This window comes from Streptomyces sp. NPDC050422 (assembly GCF_044458665.1).
Taxonomy (GTDB): Bacteria; Actinomycetota; Actinomycetes; order Streptomycetales; family Streptomycetaceae; genus Streptomyces.
Genome location: NZ_JBITIE010000013.1, coordinates 137076 through 155402, shown reverse-complemented (window position 1 = coordinate 155402; position 18327 = coordinate 137076). Strand labels below are relative to the sequence as shown.

Here is an 18327-nt window from a genome sequence, read left to right as displayed (position 1 = left end):
GCCGGGTCAGGCGAGCAGCGAGCGGCCGATGATCTCCTTCATGATCTCGGTGGTGCCGCCGTAGATGGTCTGGATGCGGCCGTCGGTGAACGCCCTGGCGACCGGGAACTCCGCCATGTAGCCGTATCCGCCGTGCAGTTGGAGGCACCGGTCGGCGACGCGCTTCTGCAGTTCGGTCGCCCACCACTTCGCCATGGAGGCGTGTACGGCGTCGAGCTTCCCGTCCGAGTGGTCGACGATGCACCGGTCGAGGAAGGCACGGGTGACGGCGCACTCGGTGGCCATCTCCGCGATCTCGAAGCGGATGTGCTGAAGCTTGGAGAGCGGGCGTCCGAAGGCCTCGCGCTCCTTGACGTAGGTGGTGGTGATCTCCACGAGGTGCTCGGCGGCGGCGATCCCGGCGACCGCTATGCCCATCCGTTCCTGGGCCAGGTTGGTCATCAGGTGGATGAAGGCTCCGTCGAGCTCGCCGAGGAGGTTCTCCTTGGGGACGCGCACGTCGTTGAAGAACAGCTCGGCGGTGTCCTGGGACTTCTGACCGATCTTGTCGAGGTTGCGGCCGCGCTCGAAGCCGTCCGCGCCGCGCTCGACGACGATCAGGGAGAGGCCCTTCGCGCCGCCGTCCGGGGTGGTCTTCGCGACGACGACCACGAGGTCGGCGAGGATGCCGTTGGAGATGAACGTCTTGGAGCCGTTGAGCAGCCAGTGGTCGCCCTTGTCCTCGGCGGTCGTGCGGATGCCCTGGAGGTCGGAGCCGGCGCCGGGTTCGGTCATCGCGATGGCGGTGATGATCTCGCCGCTGCAGAAGCCGGGCAGCCAGCGCCGCTTCTGTTCCTCGGTGGCGAGGCCGGTGAGGTAGGGGCCGATGATGTCGTTGTGCAGGCCGAGCGCGAGACCGGGGGTTCCCGCCCGGGTGAACTCCTCGGCGAGGACGGCGCTGTAGCGGAAGTCGGCGTTCCCGCCGCCTCCGTACTCCTCGGGCACGGCGAGGCCGAGCAGTCCCTGCCGGCCCGCGGCGCGCCAGGCCTCGCGCGAGACGATGCCGTCCTTCTCCCACTGCTCGTAGTGCGGGAGGACCTCCTTGGACAGGAAGGTGCGGACCGTCTCGCGGAACGCGTCGTGCTCCTCGGTGAAGATCTGCCGCTGCATCAGTCGGTCGTGTCCTTCCGGGTGGTCCGCAGGGCCGGTACGCCCCAGTCGGCGGCGACGGCCTCGGTGTCCGCGCCCGGCTGGGCCGGTCCGCTGTGCACCGAGGAGGGCGTGGCCGAGAACCGGGGCGCGGGCGCGGGCTGGGTGAGTCCGCCGTGTTCGACGAAGGTGGAGCGGGCGGCGAGGTGTGGGTGGTGGGGCGCCTCGCGAAGCGAGAGGACGGGGGCCACGCAGGCGTCGGAGCCGTCGAAGACCTCGGTCCACTCGGCGCGGGTGCGGGTGCGGAACCGGTCGGCGACGACGGTGCGCAGCTCGTCCCAACGGGCGAGATCGCCCCGGTCGGGGGCCGTGTCCCCGAGGCCGAGGAGCTCGGTGAACTCGGCGTAGAACCGCTTCTCGAGCGGGCCGACCGCCATGTACTCGCCGTCGGCTGTCTCGTACGAGCCGTAGAAGGGGCAGCCGCCGTCCAGGAGGTTGGAGCCGCGCCGGTCCTGCCAGCCGCCGGCCTGCAGCATGCCGTGGATCATCATCGTGAGGTGCGCGGTGCCGTCGACGATCGCCGCGTCGACGACCTGCCCGCTGCCGCCAGGGGTCCGGGCGTGCTGGAGGGCGGCAAGGACGCCGACGACGAGGTAGAGCGAGCCGCCCGCGTAGTCGCCGAGCAGGTTGGCGGGGACGGTGGGCGGTTCGTCCGGCTTGCCGATCATGGAGAGGGCCCCGGTGACGGCGATGTAGGCGATGTCGTGCCCGGCCCGTTCCGCGAGGGGGCCGTCCTGGCCCCAGCCGGTCATCCGCCCGTAGACGAGCTGCGGATTGCGGGCCAGGCAGGCCTCCGGGCCCACACCCAGCCGTTCGGCGACTCCCGGGCGGTACCCCTCGATCAGGACGTCGGCGCGTTCGACCAGGTCCAGGACGGTGTCCGGGCCGGCCGCGTCCTTGAGGTCGACGAGGACGGAGCGCTTGTTGCGGTTGGTGAGGTCGCGGGCCGGGTCGATGCCGAGGCCGGCGCCGCCGGGCCGGTCGACGCGCACCACGTCGGCGCCCAGATCGGCCAGGAGCATCGCGGCGAACGGGCCGGGCCCGATGCCTGCCAGCTCGACCACACGCACGCCCGCCAGCGGTCCGCGCGGAGCGTGCGAGCCGTTCCCTGTCGTTGCCATCGAGCCCCCAGCGGTATGACACAACTGATGTAACACCGATGATGCTAAGAATGCGCCGCGCTCCGCACAACCCCTTGGAGCGAGCAAGCGCTTAGTTGTTCTCCTGGGATCCTCCCTCACGAAGCCTCCCCGGCCGCACAGCGCCACGTCCGACTCCGCTACCCTCTGCCTGCTACATCGGCGCCGGCCCCCTGCGGAGGCACTCGTGAACAGGCAGAACGGGGCATCACGCCCCTATGACGTAGTCCTCTTCGGCGCCACCGGCTTCGTGGGTGAGCTCACGGCCGGATATCTGGCGGCCCACGCCCCGGACGGCTGCCGCTGGGCCCTGGCCGGCCGCAACCGCGCCAAGCTGGAACAGCTGCGCAACCGCCTCGCCGCGCGGCATCCGCACTGCGCGGACCTCCCTCTGCTGCACGCCGACGCCGACGACGCGGACGCGCTGCGCGAACTGGCCGAGTCCACCCATGTGGTGGCCACGACCGTCGGCCCGTACGTCTGGTACGGAGAGAAGCTGGTCGCCGCCTGCGCCGAGGCGGGCACGGACTACACCGATCTCTCGGGCGAGCCGGAGTTCGCCGACCGGATGTATCTGGAGCACGACGCCCGGGCACGCGAGACCGGGGCCCGGATCGTGCACGCCTGCGGTTTCGACTCCGTACCGCACGATCTGGGGGCGTACTTCACAGTCCTGCAACTACCCGAAGACGTCCCGCTGCGCATCGACGGATTCGTCCGGTCCAACGCCGTCTTCTCGGGCGGTACGTTCGCCTCCGCGCTCACCGCCATGGGCCGCGGCCCGCAGATGCTGAGGGCCGCCAGGGAACGCCGGCTGCACGAGCCCCGGCTGGTCGCCCGCCGCGCCGGCGCACCGCTCGGCGGGCCGCGCTTCAGCACGGAGACCGGCACCTGGGCGCTTCCGCTGCCGACGCTCGACGCGCAGATCGTGAAGCGCTCGGCCCGCGCGCTCCCCCGCTACGGCCCCGACTTCCGCTACCGGCATTACGCCTCGGTCAAACACCTGCCGGTGGCCCTGGGCGGCACGGCGGCACTGGGAGCCCTGCTCGGCGCGGCGCAGCTGCCGGCCGTACGGAACTGGCTGATGGATCGCTACGAGCCCGGGTCCGGCCCGGACGAGGAGCGGCGTCGCCGGAGCTGGTTCACGGTCCGGTTCGTCGGCGAGGGCGGTGGCCGCCGGGTCCTCACCGAGGTGTCGGGCGGCGATCCGGGCTACGACGAGACGGCGAAGATGCTGGCGGAGTCGGCGCTGTGCCTGGCGCTGGACGAGCTCCCGCCGACCTCGGGGCAGGTGACCACGGCCGTTGCCATGGGTGACGCGCTGCTTGAGCGGCTGCGCGGGGCCGGTCTGCGCTTCCACGTGGCGGACGTGCGCTGACGCGCCACCGGACGGACCCGGCCTAGAAGATCCAGGAGGCCAGGGTGTAGAGCATCGCCCCGGCCCAGACGAAGCCGACCGCACCCCCGATCAGCATGCCCACGGCCACACGGCGCTGAGCAGGGTGAAGGGGGGCGGTTCGGACGGTTGAGCGAGATGCGTTCATGTGTCCAGAGTGCCGATCAAGATCGGCGGGCGCTATCCGTACGCATACTCACATCGGGCGCCCGGCCCCCGGAGTCACCCGAGCGGCACGCGGCGGGGGCCGCGGCCTCACGGCTGCGGCCCCCGCGTGCGTACCTACTGCGCCCCGCTACAGGTTCCGCACCCGAATGTTGCGGAACTCGGCCAGGTCGTTGTTGCTGTGGTTCTGCAGTCCGATGTACCCGCTGAGGAACTGGCGCAGGTCCGTGGGCGGGTCACCCGCCCTGGACGACGCCTTGCCGGGTGTGTTGTCGAACTCGTTGATCACGACGCCGTTGCGGATGATCGAGTAGTGCTGTCCGACCGCGCGGATCTCGTAATCGTTCCACTCGCCCTTCGGGGTCACCCCCGCCTTGTCGAGACCCACTGGCTTGAAGTTGTACACCGAGCCGGTCTTCTGGGCCTCGCCGGTGGCTCCGTCGTAGATCTGGATCTCCTGTCCGCAGTAGACGGCGAGCCACTCCTGGGCCGTTCGGGCCGAACCGACCGTCCCGCAGCTGCCGGCCGGCCGGTCGGCCAGTGGTGTCCGTGGGTCCGGGAACCTGATGAAGAGGCCCGTGTTGGCATGGGCCTCGCCCGGTGCCACATCCCGGAACTGGAGTCTCACCGAGAAGTCCCCGAGCTCCTTCTTGGCGTACCAGAGCATCCCCATACCGCCGGAGGTGCGCAGGGTGCCGTCGGACTGGAGCGAGAACTTCCCCGGCCCCGCCTGCCGCCAGTCGGCCAGGCTTGCCGCCGTTCCGTCGAAGAGCGGACGGTATCCGGCAACCTTGCCGATCTGGCTCTGCGCGGCGGCCTTGCCGATCGCGGAAGCTTCCTTGTTGTCCAGGACGTCCTCCTTCCGGAGGTCGTTGACCACATGGCTGACGTGGCTGACGAACTCGCCGTGGTTCGACCAGGACGCCTCGTCGTCGATCAGGTCGTTGACGGTGCACCCGCCCCCGGCCTTGTGGTTGGCCACACCCGTGTCGGTGTCGAGCAGCCGCACGGTCTTGCGCGCGTCCGGAGCGGAGCAGCCGGCCTTCGCGTCGATCGTCGCGGTGGCCTTCTCACCGTCTGCGTAGGTGACCGTCAGCTTCGCGTGGTACGTGCCGTAGTCGGCGTAGGTGTGCGTCGGCGCGGCCTCGTGCGAGGGCGCGCTGCCGTCGCCGAAGTCCCACTCCCACGCCACGCCGCCGACCCCGGTGTCGGAGAACGCCACCGTCCTCGGCTTGCTCTGCGTCACCACGCGCGCCCCGGCGGCCTGCGGGTTCGGGGTGGCCGGGCCACCGTGGTAACTGATGCGGATGAGCTTCTGGTTGGGGTGCAGGCTGAAGAAGCCGCCCGCGTAGTCGAGCATGTACAGCGCACCGTCGGGGCCGAACTTGGCGTCCATCCAGCTCTGCATCTGAGTGGCGCCACCGCCGGGTGCGATGATGCTGCGGAGGTCCTCACCGAAGGCCGGCGCGCCCGCGTCCTTGACGCGGTCGGGGTCGACCGTCACCGCGACCCGGTTGTTGGCGTTGGACTCGTCGCCGATGAACCACTTGTCATCCCAGTACGCCGGCCAGGCGTCGCCGCTCTCCGTGTTCACCTGGGAGCGGTGGTAGGTCGGACCGGACATGACGGCCTGGCCGCCGCCCTTGAAGTACGGCTCCGTGTACGTGGCCTCGCTCTCGACGTACGACGGCAGGCCGCTGCCGTCGGAGCGCTCGGGGTAGACCGGGCCGCCGCCCTGGGGCGAGAACCAGATCATGTTGTCGCGGGCCGCCGGGATGTCCGTCAGACCGGTGTTGCGCGGCGACTCGTTCTTCAGGTGGTCGCAGTCGTACCAGCCGGTGAGCTCCTTGGCGTCGGTGGTGCTGCGGTCGCGGTAGGGCTGCTTGTTGCCCATGCAGTACGGCCAGCCCTGGTTGCCGGCGGAGGTGATCACCGTGGCCGTCTCGTACTTGGCCGGGCCCAGCTCCGGATCGGGTGCGCCGGCGTCCGGGCCGACCCAGCCGGCGTTGAGCCAGTTGTGCACCGGGTCGATGGACAGCCGGGCGATGTTGCGGACACCCATCACATAGATCTCGGGACGGGTCTTGTCCGTTCCCGGCGGGAAGAGGTTCCCCTTGGGAATGGTGTAGGTACCGTCCGGCTCGGGGTGGATCCGGAGGATCTTCCCGTTCAGGTTGTTCGTGTTGCCGGCGGTGCGGCGGGCGTCCTGGAAGGAGACTCCCTTGTAGTCCTGGGTCCAGTTGTTCCCGGAGTAACCTCCGGATCCGCCAGAGGAGTTGTTGTCACCGGAGCCGATGTAGAGGTTGCCGTCCTTGTCGAACGCCATTCCACCACCGGCGTGGCAGCAGCTGTGGATCTGAGTGTCCCAGTGCAGCAGGTCCTTGCGAGTGCCCTGGTCGATGGAGTCGGACCCGAAGTCGTAGGTGAGCCGGGAGACCGTCCGCTGGCCGATCCGCTTGTCGCGGTCGATCGAGTCGTGCGGCATCCAGAAGATGTACATCCACCCGTTCTTCTCGAACTTCGGGTCGAGGGTGATGCCGATGAGGCCTTCCTCGTTCTTGACCAGTTCGTCACCGCTGCCCCGGTTGCCCATCACGTCGAGCGTGGTCAGCAGTTTGACCTTCTTGGTCTTGGGGTCCCACTGGTGGATGGTGCCGCAGCCCAGACCGACCTTGGGGTCGTTCCAGTCGACGATCGCACCGGACGGGCAGGCGGCCTTGCCGATGTAGAAGGCCTTGCCGTCGGGGGCCATGGTCAGACCGTGCGGCTCACCGATCTGGTCCAGCTGCCCGGCCTTGTTCTGGGCGGTCAGCCGCTCGGTGGTGTAGTTGGACGCGATGGTGGCCTGACAGTCACCCCGTACCATGCCGGTGGTCCACTCGATGGCGCCGAGGAGGTGGCCCTGGAACTTCGGGTCGCTGGTGTAGCTCTCCTCGGTGCGCCCCATGCCTGTGTAGAAGGACCGGCCGCCCTCGTAGTCACGGCACCACGAGATCGGGTGGAAGGCACCGTTGGCGCTGAGGCCCGGCTTGTACTTGTTCTCCTCCACCTGTGCGAGCGTGTGGACCTTGCCGATGGGGTTGGGGTCCCAGTTGATCCACTGGTCGGAGCGGGTCCAGTTGAGGGGAAGCCCCTTGTTGGCCGGGTGCTGACGATCCGTCACATCAACGACGGCCTGCTGGACCCTGGAATCCTGCGGCGGCGTCGGGTTGGCGCTGAAGAGCCGCAGCTCGGCCAGTTGGATCAGCGGCTCACCGCTGTTCGCGGTGATCTCCAGCCGGTAGTTCTGGTAGGCCTCCTTGTTGGTGAACTGGAACTGCCTGGTCTGGCCGCGCGACGTGAAGGTCTCGCCGGTCCGGGTGTCCAGGGTCTTCCAGTCCTTGCCGTCGTCCGATCCCTGGAGCTTCCAGTCCTTGGGATCGCGTCCCGTGTAGTCGTCACCCGAGGTCAACGCGTAGTTGACGACGGCGACGGGCTTGTCCAGCTTCGCGGTGACCCAGCCGGTCGGCTCGAAGGTCAGCCACTTGGTGTTGTTCTTGCCGTCGAACAGCTTGTCCTTCGACTCGTTCGGCGGATTGTCCCCGCTGGCCGCGCTCTCGACGACCTTCTCGGCGTCGGGCAGACCCAGCGCCGGGCGGGTTCCGATCAGCCCCGTGAACCAGGAGGAGTCGGACTGGGCCCGTGCGGCGTCGTGCACGCCGACGAAGCCGCCACCGTCACTGATGTACGCCTTGAACGCGGCCTCCTGCTCGGCGTTGAGCGTCACGCCGTCGGCCGACAGGAACACCACGCCTCGGTAGGCGGCGAGGCCGGCGGCGTTGAACACGCTCGCGTCCTCGGACTCGACGACCTTGAATCCGTTCTCCGAGCCGAGCTTCTCGATCGCGGCCGCGGCCTTCTTCACCGGGTCGTCCTGCTTGGCTGCAGGCCCGTGGAACACCAGCACGTTCACCTGGGAATCGGCCGCGGCGGCCTGCTCCCCGGCGCTGTCGGCCGGCTTCGCCTGTGCCTGTACGGCGGGCAGCGTGGACAGCCCGACGCTCAGCGCGGCACTGGACAGCATGACGACCGCCCTACGCCAGGGACGCACCCGGCGCCCGGGGCGCCCGCCCGGCGCGGGCGGGGCTCCGCTTCTCCTCGACCATGTGAACGGGTCTCTCGTGCCCATGCTTACTCCTTGACTCGATCCGGAAGAGCGATCAGGGGATGGGGCCATGTCCTGTTCTCGAACTGCCGCTGCCGGGCCCGGCCGGCAGGAACCGGGCGGGGCGGCGTTCGGCAGGCGTTCACGATGCCCGGGAGGAGGAGTGCCGGAGCGGGGGGTAGGTACACCTCCGGTCCTGGCGGGCAGCGGGACCGGCCGACGGCAGGTCCGTACACGCCCGTCAGGCCGTCAGTCAGGCCTGACGGGCGTGGCTTCTGGGGCAGCGGGGGCCGGGGACGGGGGTCCGCCGCCGTATCAGGGGTGGCGCGGGGAGCACGCTAGTGGTGGGCCATCCCCTCCATTCCCGGCATCCCTTCCATCCCGCCGCCGGGGACGTTGCCGTCGGCATCGGCCACCTGGAAGATCCCGACCATTCCCATGTCCGCGTGGCTCTGGACATGACAGTGGTACATCCAGTTGCCCGCGCCGACCCGGGCGCCGGCCACCACCTGGAAGCCGAAGGAGTCCCCCGGCCCGACGGTCTTGGTGTCGATGACCTGGGTCTCGTCCTTGGGGCCCTGCATGATGCCGGTGCGGTTGTCGACCCAGCGGTGTCCATGCACGTGGAACGTGTGGAAGAACTCCCCGTGGGTGATGACGATGAACTCCACCCGCTCGCCGACGACCGCCTTGAGCGTCGGAACGTCGTGGTGGGCCCTGTTGTTGATCGTCATGTCGTTGAACACGACCGTGAACTGCCTGTCGGGCAGCACGTCGCCCTTGCGGCGCACGACGACCGGCCCGTACAGGCCCTTCTTGAGGCCGCCCGTACCATGCTCGGTCCCCACGTTGTGATCGTGATAGTGCCAGTAGCCGGCGCTGCCGGTCTCCCACGTACCGTCGTGGTTCGGCCCCGGGGCGTGGGTTCGCCAGACGTACGTCCGGCGGCCACCCGGTTCGACAACGCTGTCATTCATCTTGGTTCCGTCACTCGCCACGTCGTAGTCCACACCGTGCACATGCAGACTCGCGGCGACGTTCAGGTTGTTGACGACCTCGATGTTCATCGTGTCGCCCTCGGTCAACTCGATGAGCGGGCCGGGAACCGACGCCTTGCCGGGCTCCAGGCCGTAGCCCATCTCCCCGTTCGGCAGGTTCTCCATGTACAGCGTCAGCTCACGGACGGTGCCCTTGCCGTTCCCCTGTCCGTTGCCCGCAGCGGGCTTGTCCTTCGATACGGCCGCGGTAGCGCCCAGCACCGTGGGCACGACCGCCGCGGCTGCCGCCGCGGTGGCGAACGCCCGGCGGGAGAAAAGGCGGCTCATGCCTGCGTCTGAGTCGAACATCGCTCTCCAATCCTCGAAACGCGAAGGTGCACACGGTCGTTTCGTGGTCGTGGTCTGAGCCGCCGACGACGGCAACTGTCCTGTCACGGCGGTACGCGTGGTGCGCCTGGCGTGCGGTCCCGCCGGGGGCGGGACGGTCACCGGACCGAACTGCGGGTGGCGGCGGTCGGACTCGGCCAGGACCTGACGTGAGCTCTCTGACTCGGCTCGATGAGCCGGCTGCGGCCGGGATCGGACCGACTGGATGGAGGGATTCACCTCGGAACGCTGGACACCGTAGCGGGCAAGCGTCCAGTTTTTCCAGACTCAGGTCAAAGTTGGTTGGATTCTCGTCATAGGTCTTGGCGAATCGTCAAAAGAGCCGCTAGCTTCCCGACGTTGCCACGTTGGAAAAGGCTGCGCGCCCCCTCCCGCCCGGGCCGGGGTGCCGGTCCGGTGAGCAGCCACTCGCACCTCGGAACGCGCTCATCCCGGCGACTGATCGTCCAGCAGGCGGGGCCGTGAGTCCCATGCGGTGCCGCACCAGCGATTTCCCGAAAGGTGCAGCAGTGTCCAGAAGACTGCTCCATGACCAGACGGATCCGCCCCCCTCAAGATCTGCGCCACGTTCCCGGTTCGGCGAGCATCCGCTACTGATGGCCCTGATGGCCGTCGTCTTCACCGCTTTCGCCCTGGCTGTTCCGGCCGCGTACGCGGCGGTGAACCGCTCGGCGGAGCCGGCGGCCAACCAGACGCTCACCTGGACAGCCGGCGACGACTACACCCAGTACACGTCGGCTCCCGCCACCGCGGTGGCGGGGAAGACGACCATCGTGTTCGAGAGCAGCGCGGCGACGGGCAACACGACGGGGCTGACGCACACGCTGACGTTCGACACGGCGAACGGCGATTACAACAAAGACGTCAGCCTGAACATCCTGGCGAGCCCCTTCGATTCGGAGGGGGGACGGCACACGGCGGAGGTCACGCTCACGCCTGGTGTCTACCGGTACTTCTGCGCCATGCCGGGCCACCAGATGATGGTGGGCGAGCTGGTCGTCACGGCCGCTCCGGGCGAGGACACCACGGCGCCGCAGGCGTCCGCGTCCGTCGCCGGAACGAAGAACGACGCCGGCGAATACGTCGACACCGCGACGGTCACCCTGTCCGCCACGGACACCGAATCAGGCGTCGACACCATCGAATACGCACTCGACGACGCCCCCTACAAGCCGTACACCGCCCCCGTCGCGGTCAGCGCCACCGGGCAGCACACCCTCGCCTACCGAGCCACCGACAAGGCCGGCAACACCTCCACCGCCCAATCGGTGAACTTCACCGTCACCGCCCCCGAACCCCCGAAGGACACCACCGCACCCGACACCTCAGCCACCGTCACCGGAACCAAGAACAGCTCCGGGGAGTACGTCTCCGACGCGACGGTCACAGTGTCGGCCACGGACGCGGAATCAGGCGTCGACACCATCGAATACGCACTCGACGGCGCCGCCTACAAGCCGTACACCGCCCCCGTCTCCGTGAACACGGCGGGACAGCACACCCTGACCTACCGAGCCACCGACAAGGCCGGCAACACCTCCACCGCCCAGTCGGTGAACTTCACCGTCGCAGCCGCCCCGCCCAAGGACGAAACCGCACCCGCGGTCTCGGCCTCCGTCGCCGGAACGAAGAACGACGCCGGCGAATACGTCGACACCGCGACGGTCACCCTGTCCGCCACGGACACCGAATCAGGCGTCGACACCATCGAATACGCACTCGACGACGCCCCCTACAAGGCGTACACCACACCCGTCTCCGTGAACACGGCGGGACAGCACACCCTGACCTACCGAGCCACCGACAAGGCCGGCAACACCTCCACCACCCAGTCGGTGAACTTCACCGTCACCGCTCCCGAACCCCCGAAGGACACCACCGCACCCGACACCTCCGCCACCGTCACCGGAACCAGGAACAGCTCCGGAGAGTACGTCTCCAACGCGACCGTGACCGTGACCGCCTCGGACACGGAATCAGGCGTCGACACCATCGAATACGCACTGGACGGCGCCGCCTACAAGCCGTACACCGCCCCCGTCGCGGTCAGCGCCACCGGGCAGCACACCCTCGCCTACCGGGCCACGGACCGGGCGGGCAACACCTCCGCCGCCCAGTCGGTGAACTTCACCGTCGTAGCCGCCCCGCCCAAGGACCGGACAGCGCCCGAGGTGTCGGCGTCCGTGTCCGGGACGAAGGACGACGCCGGTGCGTACGTCGGCAGCGCGACGGTGACGGTGACCGCGTCCGACACGGAGTCGGGTGTGGCCGGAATCGAGTACTCGCTCGACGGCGGACCCTACCTCGGCTACTCCGGCCCGGTGGCGATCACCAAGTCCGGGAGCCACACCGTGCTCTACCGGGCCAGTGACAAGGCCGGCAACACGTCCACGCCGAAGTCACTGTCCCTCACGGTCGTCGATGGCAGGCCGCCGGCCGGCTGCGCCGAGACGGACGACCGGCCCACCGTGTTCACCGGCCTCGTCAACACCGGTGTCCCGAACCGTGTCACCACCAACGGCTGCACGATCAACGAGTTGATCGAGGACCACCGGGCCTGGAAGAACCACGGCGCGTTCGTCTCCCACGTCGGGGACATCGTCAACACGCTGCGGAAGGAAGGGGTCATCGACCAGCGCGAGGCCGCGGCGATCAAGAAGGCCGCCGCCCGGTCCGACGTCGGAATGCAGGATCGCGGCCCCGACGGCCGCTGAGCCGTGATGCGGCCGGACGATGCGAGCAGTGCACCGGGCCGGGCCCGGTGGGTGGAGTCCGCACTCCACCCACCGGGCCCGGCCGCCTGCGTACGGAAGAGGCCGGCGCCGAACCGGCACGCCGCTCACCGGCTTTGTCCCTGTCCGGAGGAAAGTTCTGCGACTCGGCGCATAAGTTTCTTTTACCATGGGCGGCACAGTGCTACCGTCCGACGCAGTCCGGACCCGAACTCCGGGCAGTGGCACGGCATTTACCACCACGGGGGCGGCGTGAGGAGCTCGACGGTCCGACCGGCCAATCTACATCAGGCCCACCTGCTCCGCCTGCTGCGCGACCACGGACCGCAGTCCCGGGTCGCGCTCGGCGATCTGGTGGAACTCTCGCGTTCCAAGCTCGCGTTCGAGATCGAGCGGCTGATGGAATCCGGGCTGATCGTCCCGGACGGCCTCGCCGCCTCCCGTGGTGGCCGCCGCTCGTACAACGTCCGGGTCGCCCCGTCGTTCCGATTCCTCGGTGTGGACATCGGCGCCACGTCCGTCGATGTCGCGGTCAGCAACGCCGAGTTGGAGATCGTCGGCCACCTGGCGGCACCGCTGAACGTGCGTGACGGCCCGGTCGCGGTCTTCGAGCAGGTGCTGGCACTGGCCGGCCGGCTGCGCCGGACGACTTCGGTGGAGCACTTCGACGGTGCCGGGATCGGTGTGCCGGGGCCCGTCCGGTTCCCGGAGGGTGTCCCCGTGGCACCTCCGATCATGCCCGGGTGGAACGGTTTCCCGGTCCGCGAGGCGATGAGCCGTGAGCTCGGCTGCCCGGTCCTCGTCGACAACGACGTGAACCTGATGACGCTGGGCGAACAACAGGCCGGAGTCGCCCGGTCCGTGCGCGACTTCCTGTGCGTGAAGCTGGGGACGGGGATCGGCTGCGGCATCGTCGTCGACGGTGAGGTCCGCCGGGGTGTGACCGGGAGCGCAGGCGACATCGGTCATATCCAGGTGGAACCGGACGGGCCGCGCTGCCTCTGCGGCAACACCGGCTGTCTGGAGGCCTGCTTCAGCGGGTACGCGTTGGCGCGCGACGCGACGGAACTCGCCCGGTCGAGCCGCTCGGCCGCACTGGCCGAGCGGCTCGCGTCAGCCGGTCGGCTGACCGCGGAGGACGTGTCGGCCGCTGCGGGCGCCGGGGACACCGCTGCCCAGGACCTGATCCGGGAGGGTGGAACGCGCACCGGTCACGTCATCGCCGGCCTCGTCAGTTTCTTCAACCCCGGCCTGGTGGTCATCGGCGGCGGGCTCACCGGTCTCGGCCACAGCCTCCTGGCGAGCATCCGCACCCAGATCTACCGCCAGTCACTACCGTTGGCGACCGGCAATCTGCCGATCGTGCTGGGCGAACTCGGCCAGGTCGCCGGTGTCGTCGGCGCCACCCGTCTGATCAGCAACCACCTCTTCTCGCCGGCCTGACGCTCCACCCCGCGACGGCATTCCGCCGTTCTCGCCGGGCGGCCACCGGAAACCGGTTCAGGCTGTCGCCTCCCGAAGCGCACGCCTGCACAGCGCGTCGGCCCTGCGGGTGGTCTCCGGCTGGCGGAAGTCGCGGGCCAGCAGCAGCGTGTGCGCGCAGGCGTTGTCCAGGCCGGTACGGTGCCCGACCGAGACGTACACCGGTTTGGTGCCGTCCTGGGTGCGCAGCGCCTGTCCCACCACCTCGTCCCCGTCGAGCAGCGGCGACCGGTCGCCGCGGTGGGGGCCGGGCTGTTCGTACGAGAAGGTGAACGGGTTCTTCGCAACGCCGATGACGGGCAGCCCGGTGAGCACGCCCAGATGGCTGGCGAGGCCGAACCGGCGCGGGTGCGCCCGTCCGTAGCCGTCGCAGACGACCAGCCCCGGGTCGACGGGCAGGGACTCCAGCGCGGCCAGCACGGTGGGGATCTCGCGGAAGGCGAGGAGTCCCGGAATGTACGGGAAGGTGACCTGTCCGACGGCGGTGGACTCGGCCACCACCTCCAGGGTGGCCGCGTCCAGCACGACGGCCGCCGCCACGACGACATCGCGCTCGTCGTCGTAGGCGACGTCGACGCCCGTCACCCGGCCGGTGCCCGGCGGCGGCCCGTCCTCGTCGAGCACCACGCGGGTGCGCAGGGTGTCCTGGAGGGCGCGGGCCCCGGCCTCGTCGGCGGGCATGCGAAGTGTCGTCATGATGCCGGTCAGTCTAGGCAGGCCGCTCCCGTAGCCTTTGGATCATGTTCGTACTCGATCTGTCGTACACCGCCCCGCTGCACCGCGTCGACGCGGTTCTGGAGGATCACGTCGCCTGGCTCGACGCCCAGTACGCGGCCGGGGTGTTCATCGCCTCCGGCCGCAAGAACCCCCGCGAGGGCGGGGTGATTCTCGCCGTCGGGGACGACCGGGCCGCGGTCGAACGGCTCGCTGCGTCCGACCCCTTCGTCGTGCACGGCGTCTGCGCGTACCGGATCACGGAGTTCATCGCGACGAAGACCTCGGACGCGCTCGCTCCGTACCGTCAGCAGGTGTAGGAGCCCTTCAGCGGACGACCGCGCGTGCGGCCCGCCCCTTTTCGCCGGCCTCCCAGCAGCTCCCGTCCGCTGTGCAGTCGACCGTGTCGTACGAGCCGGTGTCGACCGTGCGCCAGGTGCGGCCGCCGTCCGTGGTGAGGTCGGTGCCGGTCGGACCGACCGCCAGCGCGGACGACCGGCTGTGCGGCAGCCAGGCGACGCCGGAGCGGTAGGCGGCCGGCGGCGTCCGGGACGGCTGCCAGCCTCGGCCGCCGTCGGAGGTGACGGCCGAGGCGCGGGGCGACTGCTGGTCGGCGCGGTAGTCGCCGCCGACCGCGATGCCGTGGGTGCGGTCCCGGAAGGCGAGGCCGAAGACGCCCCGGGCCGGGTCACCGGCCGGGATCGGCGACGCGGTCGCGGTCCAGGTCAGTCCGCGGTCGCCCGAGTGCAGGACCCGGGCGGTGGCCGCCCCTCCCGTCGCCAGCCACACGTCCTTCGGACCCGCGCTGACCAGGCACTGTCCGCCGGCCGCGAACCCCGCCTCGCCGTCCTGCGCCCGGGGCATGCCGGCGCTGGGCAGCACGTGCCAGCTGCGGCCTCCGTCGGCGGTGGACAGGAGGCGGAACCGCCCGTCCACGGGGTCGCTCATGGCGAGGCCGTGGCGGCTGTCGAAGAAGGTGAGGCAGTCGTAGAACGCGCGTGCGTCGGTGTTGCGGAAGGACTCGGTCCAGGTGGCCCCGCCGTCCTCCGTGCGCAGCACCCGGGAGGCCTCGCCCTCACCGATGGCCAGGGCCACCGCTCGCCGGGCGTCGAAGGCCTCGATGTCGCGGAACTCCAGTTCCGCCGCGGCAGCGCCGGGCGGTGAGACGTCGCGCCAGTGCCGGCCGCCGTCGGTGGTGCGCAGTACGGTGCCCTTCGATCCGGCGAGCCAGGCCGTGCGGCTGCTGACGGCCGCGAGGCCGCGGAAGCGGGCGTCGGTGCCCGTGTCGGTGGACGTCCAGGCCGGCCCGTGTCGTTCGACGGGCGCCGCGTGGGCGGCGGGTGCGGCCGACGCGGCGGTCAGCGCCGCCGCGCACAGTCCCAGTGACATCAGTCGTCGCGTCTTCCCCATGGCCTTCATGGCGCTGGAAGCTAGCCCACGGGCCCCGCCCCGTCCAGGGTGCATCGCCGGGAAGTGGGCACCCGTGCAAGGCGGCGGTGTGCGGTGACGCAGCTCACGCCGCGCTCCGGTGCACGGATCGGCGGAATTCTCCGTCTGTATGAGTGCCGGAAACCGTTCATCCGGTCGCGAGAGGGAGCAGGTCTTGTCCACCGTAATCGAACAGTCCGTGCAGGCCCGCATGGTCGCATCCGCACCGCAGATGGAAACGCTTCCCGCAGTACTGAGTTACGACCGCACGGACCCCTTCGCCGTACGCATGGCGTTCCCCGCGCCGGCGACGCTGGAGGGCACCGAGGTGTCCTGGGAGTTCTCCCGGGAGCTGCTGACGGCGGGGATGGACGCACCGGCGGGGGTCGGGGACGTACGCGTCAGGCCCTTCGGTTACGACCGCACGGTGCTGGAGTTCCACGCCGCCGAGGGGATCGCCATGGTGCACGTGCGCACGGCGGAGCTGCGCCGGTTCCTGCGCCGCGCGCAGGAGCTGGTCCCCGCCGGGGACGAGCACCGCTTCCTGGATCTGGACGGGAGCCTGACGGATCTGCTCGGCGGTTCCTGCTGACTCCAGGCCCTCGGTGGGACTGCCGGGCGCCTCGGGTTAATTCGCTTGCCCCGTCCCGGGGCCCGCCGTACCTTCGTTGTTGTCCTTGTTGTCGCCGATAGGAGTAGGACGTTGCTCGTCTGAGGTCTTGAGACACCGTGTCGCACGCTGTGCCATGTCCGCACATGTCCGCGTGCCCGAGTGTGACCTCAGCTCTTCGAGCCGTCCTCCGCGACCAGGGCCTTCCTCTTCTCCACTTCCGGAACTTCTTCCGTGGAATGCCAGTGACCGGTGTCTCTCGCCCCGTTGCCCCTGCCCTTCCTCGCAACCGGGAGTCTGCTCATGTCTACCCCCCTCACCCACATCACCTGCTCGTCGCTCTCCTTCGCCTGGCCCGACGGCACCCCGGTGCTCGACGACTTCCACCTCACCGTGGGGCCCGGCCGTACCGGACTCATCGGGCTCAACGGCTCGGGCAAGTCGACTCTCCTGCGGCTGATCGCCGGTGAACTCGCTCCCGCCGAGGGACAGGTCAGGACGACGGGCGAGGTCGGCTATCTGCCGCAGAACCTGGTCCTGGACACCGCATTGCGCGTCGACGCCGCGCTGGGCATCGCCGAAACCCGTGCGGCGCTGCACGCCATCGAGGCGGGCGACGTCGGCGAGGAGCGGTTCGCCGCCGTCGGTGACGACTGGGACGTGGAGGAGCGTGCGCTGGCCACGCTCGACCAACTGGGCCTCGGCCGCATCGGGCTCGACCGCACTATCGGTGAGATGTCGGGCGGCGAGTGCGTGCTGCTGCGCCTGGCCGCGCTGCTGCTGGCCCGGCCCGACGTACTGCTGCTGGACGAACCGACGAACAACCTGGATCTGTACGCACGCGGCCGCCTCTACGCGGCGGTCGACGCGTGGAACGGCGTCCTCGTCGTCGTCAGCCACGACCGGGAACTCCTGGAGCGGGTCGACCAGATCGCCGATCTGCGGGAGGGCTCGGTCACCTGGTACGGCGGGAACCTCTCGGCGTACGAGGAGGCGCTCGAAGTGGAGCAGGAGGCGGCCGAGCGCATGGTGCGGGTCGCCGAGGCCGATGTGCACCGTCAGAAGCGCGAACTCGCCGAGGCCCAGGTCAAGCTGGCGCGACGCAAGCGCTACGGGCAGAAGATGTACGAGAACAAACGCGAGCCGAGGGCCGTCATGAAGGTCCGCAAACGCACGGCCCAGGAGTCCGCGGGCAAGCACCGCATCATGCACGCGGAGAAGCTGGCCGAGGCGAAGGAGCGCCTCGACGGCGCCGTCGAAGCGGTACGGGACGACGCCGAGATCAGGGTCGAACTACCGCACACCAAGGTCCATCCGGGCCAGGGCGTGCTGATGCTGAGCGATCTGGAACTCGCTTACGGGGCACGGGTGCAGGGGTCGTTCGAGGTGCGCGGTCCGGAGCGCATCGCGCTGGTGGGACGTAACGGTGCGGGCAAGACCACACTGCTGCGGACGCTGGCCGGCCGACTGTCACCGGTGTCCGGCGAGGCGTCGGTGCAGTTGCCGATGCGTTTCCTGCCCCAGCGGCTGGATGTGCTGGACGACGGGCTGAGCGTGGTGGAGAACGTGGCCCGGTTCGCGCCGGAGGCCACGGACAACCGGATCAGGGCGCGACTGGCACACTTTCTGTTCAGGGGTGCACGGGCGGACCGGCCTGCCGGGACTCTGTCCGGGGGCGAACGGTTCCGTGCGGCGCTGGCCTCGCTGCTGCTGGCCGAGCCTGCGCCTCAGCTGCTGATGCTGGACGAACCGACGAACAGCCTGGACATGGCGAGCGTGCGCCGGCTGACGGCGGCACTCGACGCGTACGAGGGGGCGCTGATCGTGGCGAGCCACGACGTGCCGTTTCTCGAATCGCTCGGGATCACGCGCTGGCTGCTGCTCGACGGCAGCCTCCGGGACACCACGGCCGAGGAGGTGCGCGCCGGCCTGTGACGTGCGGGG

General features: G+C 69.8%; 12 protein-coding genes and 3 pseudogenes. 6 read left to right on the top strand and 9 right to left on the bottom strand.

Annotated features, from left to right (window positions below; genetic code table 11):
• Positions 1-6: 6 nt before the first annotated feature.
• Entirely contained in the window at positions 7-1149 is a 1143-nt protein-coding gene (locus tag ACIBJG_RS22005) for an acyl-CoA dehydrogenase family protein (protein ID WP_399309606.1), read from the bottom strand.
• Positions 1149-2309, bottom strand: coding sequence for a CaiB/BaiF CoA transferase family protein (locus ACIBJG_RS22000; protein ID WP_399309605.1), 1161 nt, complete (start codon positions 2307-2309; stop codon positions 1149-1151). The genes ACIBJG_RS22005 and ACIBJG_RS22000 overlap by 1 nt, the downstream gene beginning before the upstream one ends.
• 205 nt (positions 2310-2514) lie before the next feature.
• On the opposite strand from ACIBJG_RS22000, the gene ACIBJG_RS21995 reads away from it, so the two are divergent.
• Complete coding sequence (locus ACIBJG_RS21995; RefSeq protein WP_399309603.1) at positions 2515-3705, top strand: saccharopine dehydrogenase family protein; 1191 nt, start codon at positions 2515-2517, stop codon at positions 3703-3705.
• Positions 3706-3727: 22 nt separating this feature from the next.
• Here ACIBJG_RS21995 and mmpA read toward each other — a convergent pair whose 3' ends face one another.
• The 5 genes and pseudogenes from mmpA to ACIBJG_RS21970 form a co-directional block, all read right to left on the bottom strand.
• Positions 3728-3871 (bottom strand): morphogenic membrane protein MmpA, encoded by a 144-nt coding sequence (gene mmpA, locus ACIBJG_RS21990; RefSeq protein ID WP_399309602.1) that lies wholly within the window; start codon positions 3869-3871, stop codon positions 3728-3730.
• A 147-nt stretch (positions 3872-4018) separates the two neighbouring features.
• Positions 4019-5155, bottom strand: a pseudogene (locus tag ACIBJG_RS21985) (family 16 glycoside hydrolase); the annotation flags it as partial.
• Positions 5156-5161: 6 nt separating this feature from the next.
• A pseudogene (locus ACIBJG_RS21980) lies at positions 5162-7111 on the bottom strand (ThuA domain-containing protein); the annotation flags it as partial.
• A gap of 27 nt (positions 7112-7138) precedes the next feature.
• A pseudogene (locus ACIBJG_RS21975) lies at positions 7139-7951 on the bottom strand (ThuA domain-containing protein); the annotation flags it as partial.
• 419 nt (positions 7952-8370) lie between these two features.
• The gene (locus ACIBJG_RS21970; protein WP_399309600.1) at positions 8371-9378 is read right to left on the bottom strand and encodes a multicopper oxidase domain-containing protein; all 1008 of its coding nucleotides are present in this window, start codon (positions 9376-9378) and stop codon (positions 8371-8373) included.
• Positions 9379-10013: 635 nt separating this feature from the next.
• On the opposite strand from ACIBJG_RS21970, the gene ACIBJG_RS21965 reads away from it, so the two are divergent.
• Positions 10014-12131 (top strand): OmpL47-type beta-barrel domain-containing protein, encoded by a 2118-nt coding sequence (locus ACIBJG_RS21965; RefSeq protein WP_399309598.1) that lies wholly within the window; start codon positions 10014-10016, stop codon positions 12129-12131.
• 270 nt (positions 12132-12401) lie between these two features.
• Entirely contained in the window at positions 12402-13592 is a 1191-nt protein-coding gene (locus ACIBJG_RS21960; RefSeq protein WP_399309596.1) for an ROK family protein, read from the top strand.
• A gap of 57 nt (positions 13593-13649) precedes the next feature.
• Here the strand turns inward: ACIBJG_RS21960 and ACIBJG_RS21955 are convergent, their stop codons facing one another.
• Complete coding sequence (locus tag ACIBJG_RS21955; RefSeq protein ID WP_399309594.1) at positions 13650-14327, bottom strand: endonuclease V; 678 nt, start codon at positions 14325-14327, stop codon at positions 13650-13652.
• A 44-nt stretch (positions 14328-14371) separates the two neighbouring features.
• Here ACIBJG_RS21955 and ACIBJG_RS21950 point away from each other — a divergent pair, with 44 nt between their 5' ends.
• Positions 14372-14665, top strand: a complete 294-nt coding sequence (locus ACIBJG_RS21950) for a YciI family protein (protein WP_399309592.1) — start codon at positions 14372-14374, stop codon at positions 14663-14665.
• A 7-nt stretch (positions 14666-14672) separates the two neighbouring features.
• Here ACIBJG_RS21950 and ACIBJG_RS21945 read toward each other — a convergent pair whose 3' ends face one another.
• Entirely contained in the window at positions 14673-15764 is a 1092-nt protein-coding gene (locus tag ACIBJG_RS21945; RefSeq protein ID WP_399309590.1) for a WD40/YVTN/BNR-like repeat-containing protein, read from the bottom strand.
• 184 nt (positions 15765-15948) lie between these two features.
• Between ACIBJG_RS21945 and ACIBJG_RS21940 the strand changes: the two genes are divergently transcribed.
• Both ACIBJG_RS21940 and ACIBJG_RS21935 read left to right on the top strand, forming a co-directional pair.
• Entirely contained in the window at positions 15949-16365 is a 417-nt protein-coding gene (locus tag ACIBJG_RS21940) for an SsgA family sporulation/cell division regulator (protein WP_399309588.1), read from the top strand.
• 321 nt (positions 16366-16686) lie between these two features.
• Positions 16687-18318: an ABC-F family ATP-binding cassette domain-containing protein gene (locus tag ACIBJG_RS21935; protein ID WP_399309587.1), complete on the top strand. Its 1632-nt coding sequence runs from the start codon at positions 16687-16689 to the stop codon at positions 18316-18318.
• Positions 18319-18327: the final 9 nt, after the last annotated feature.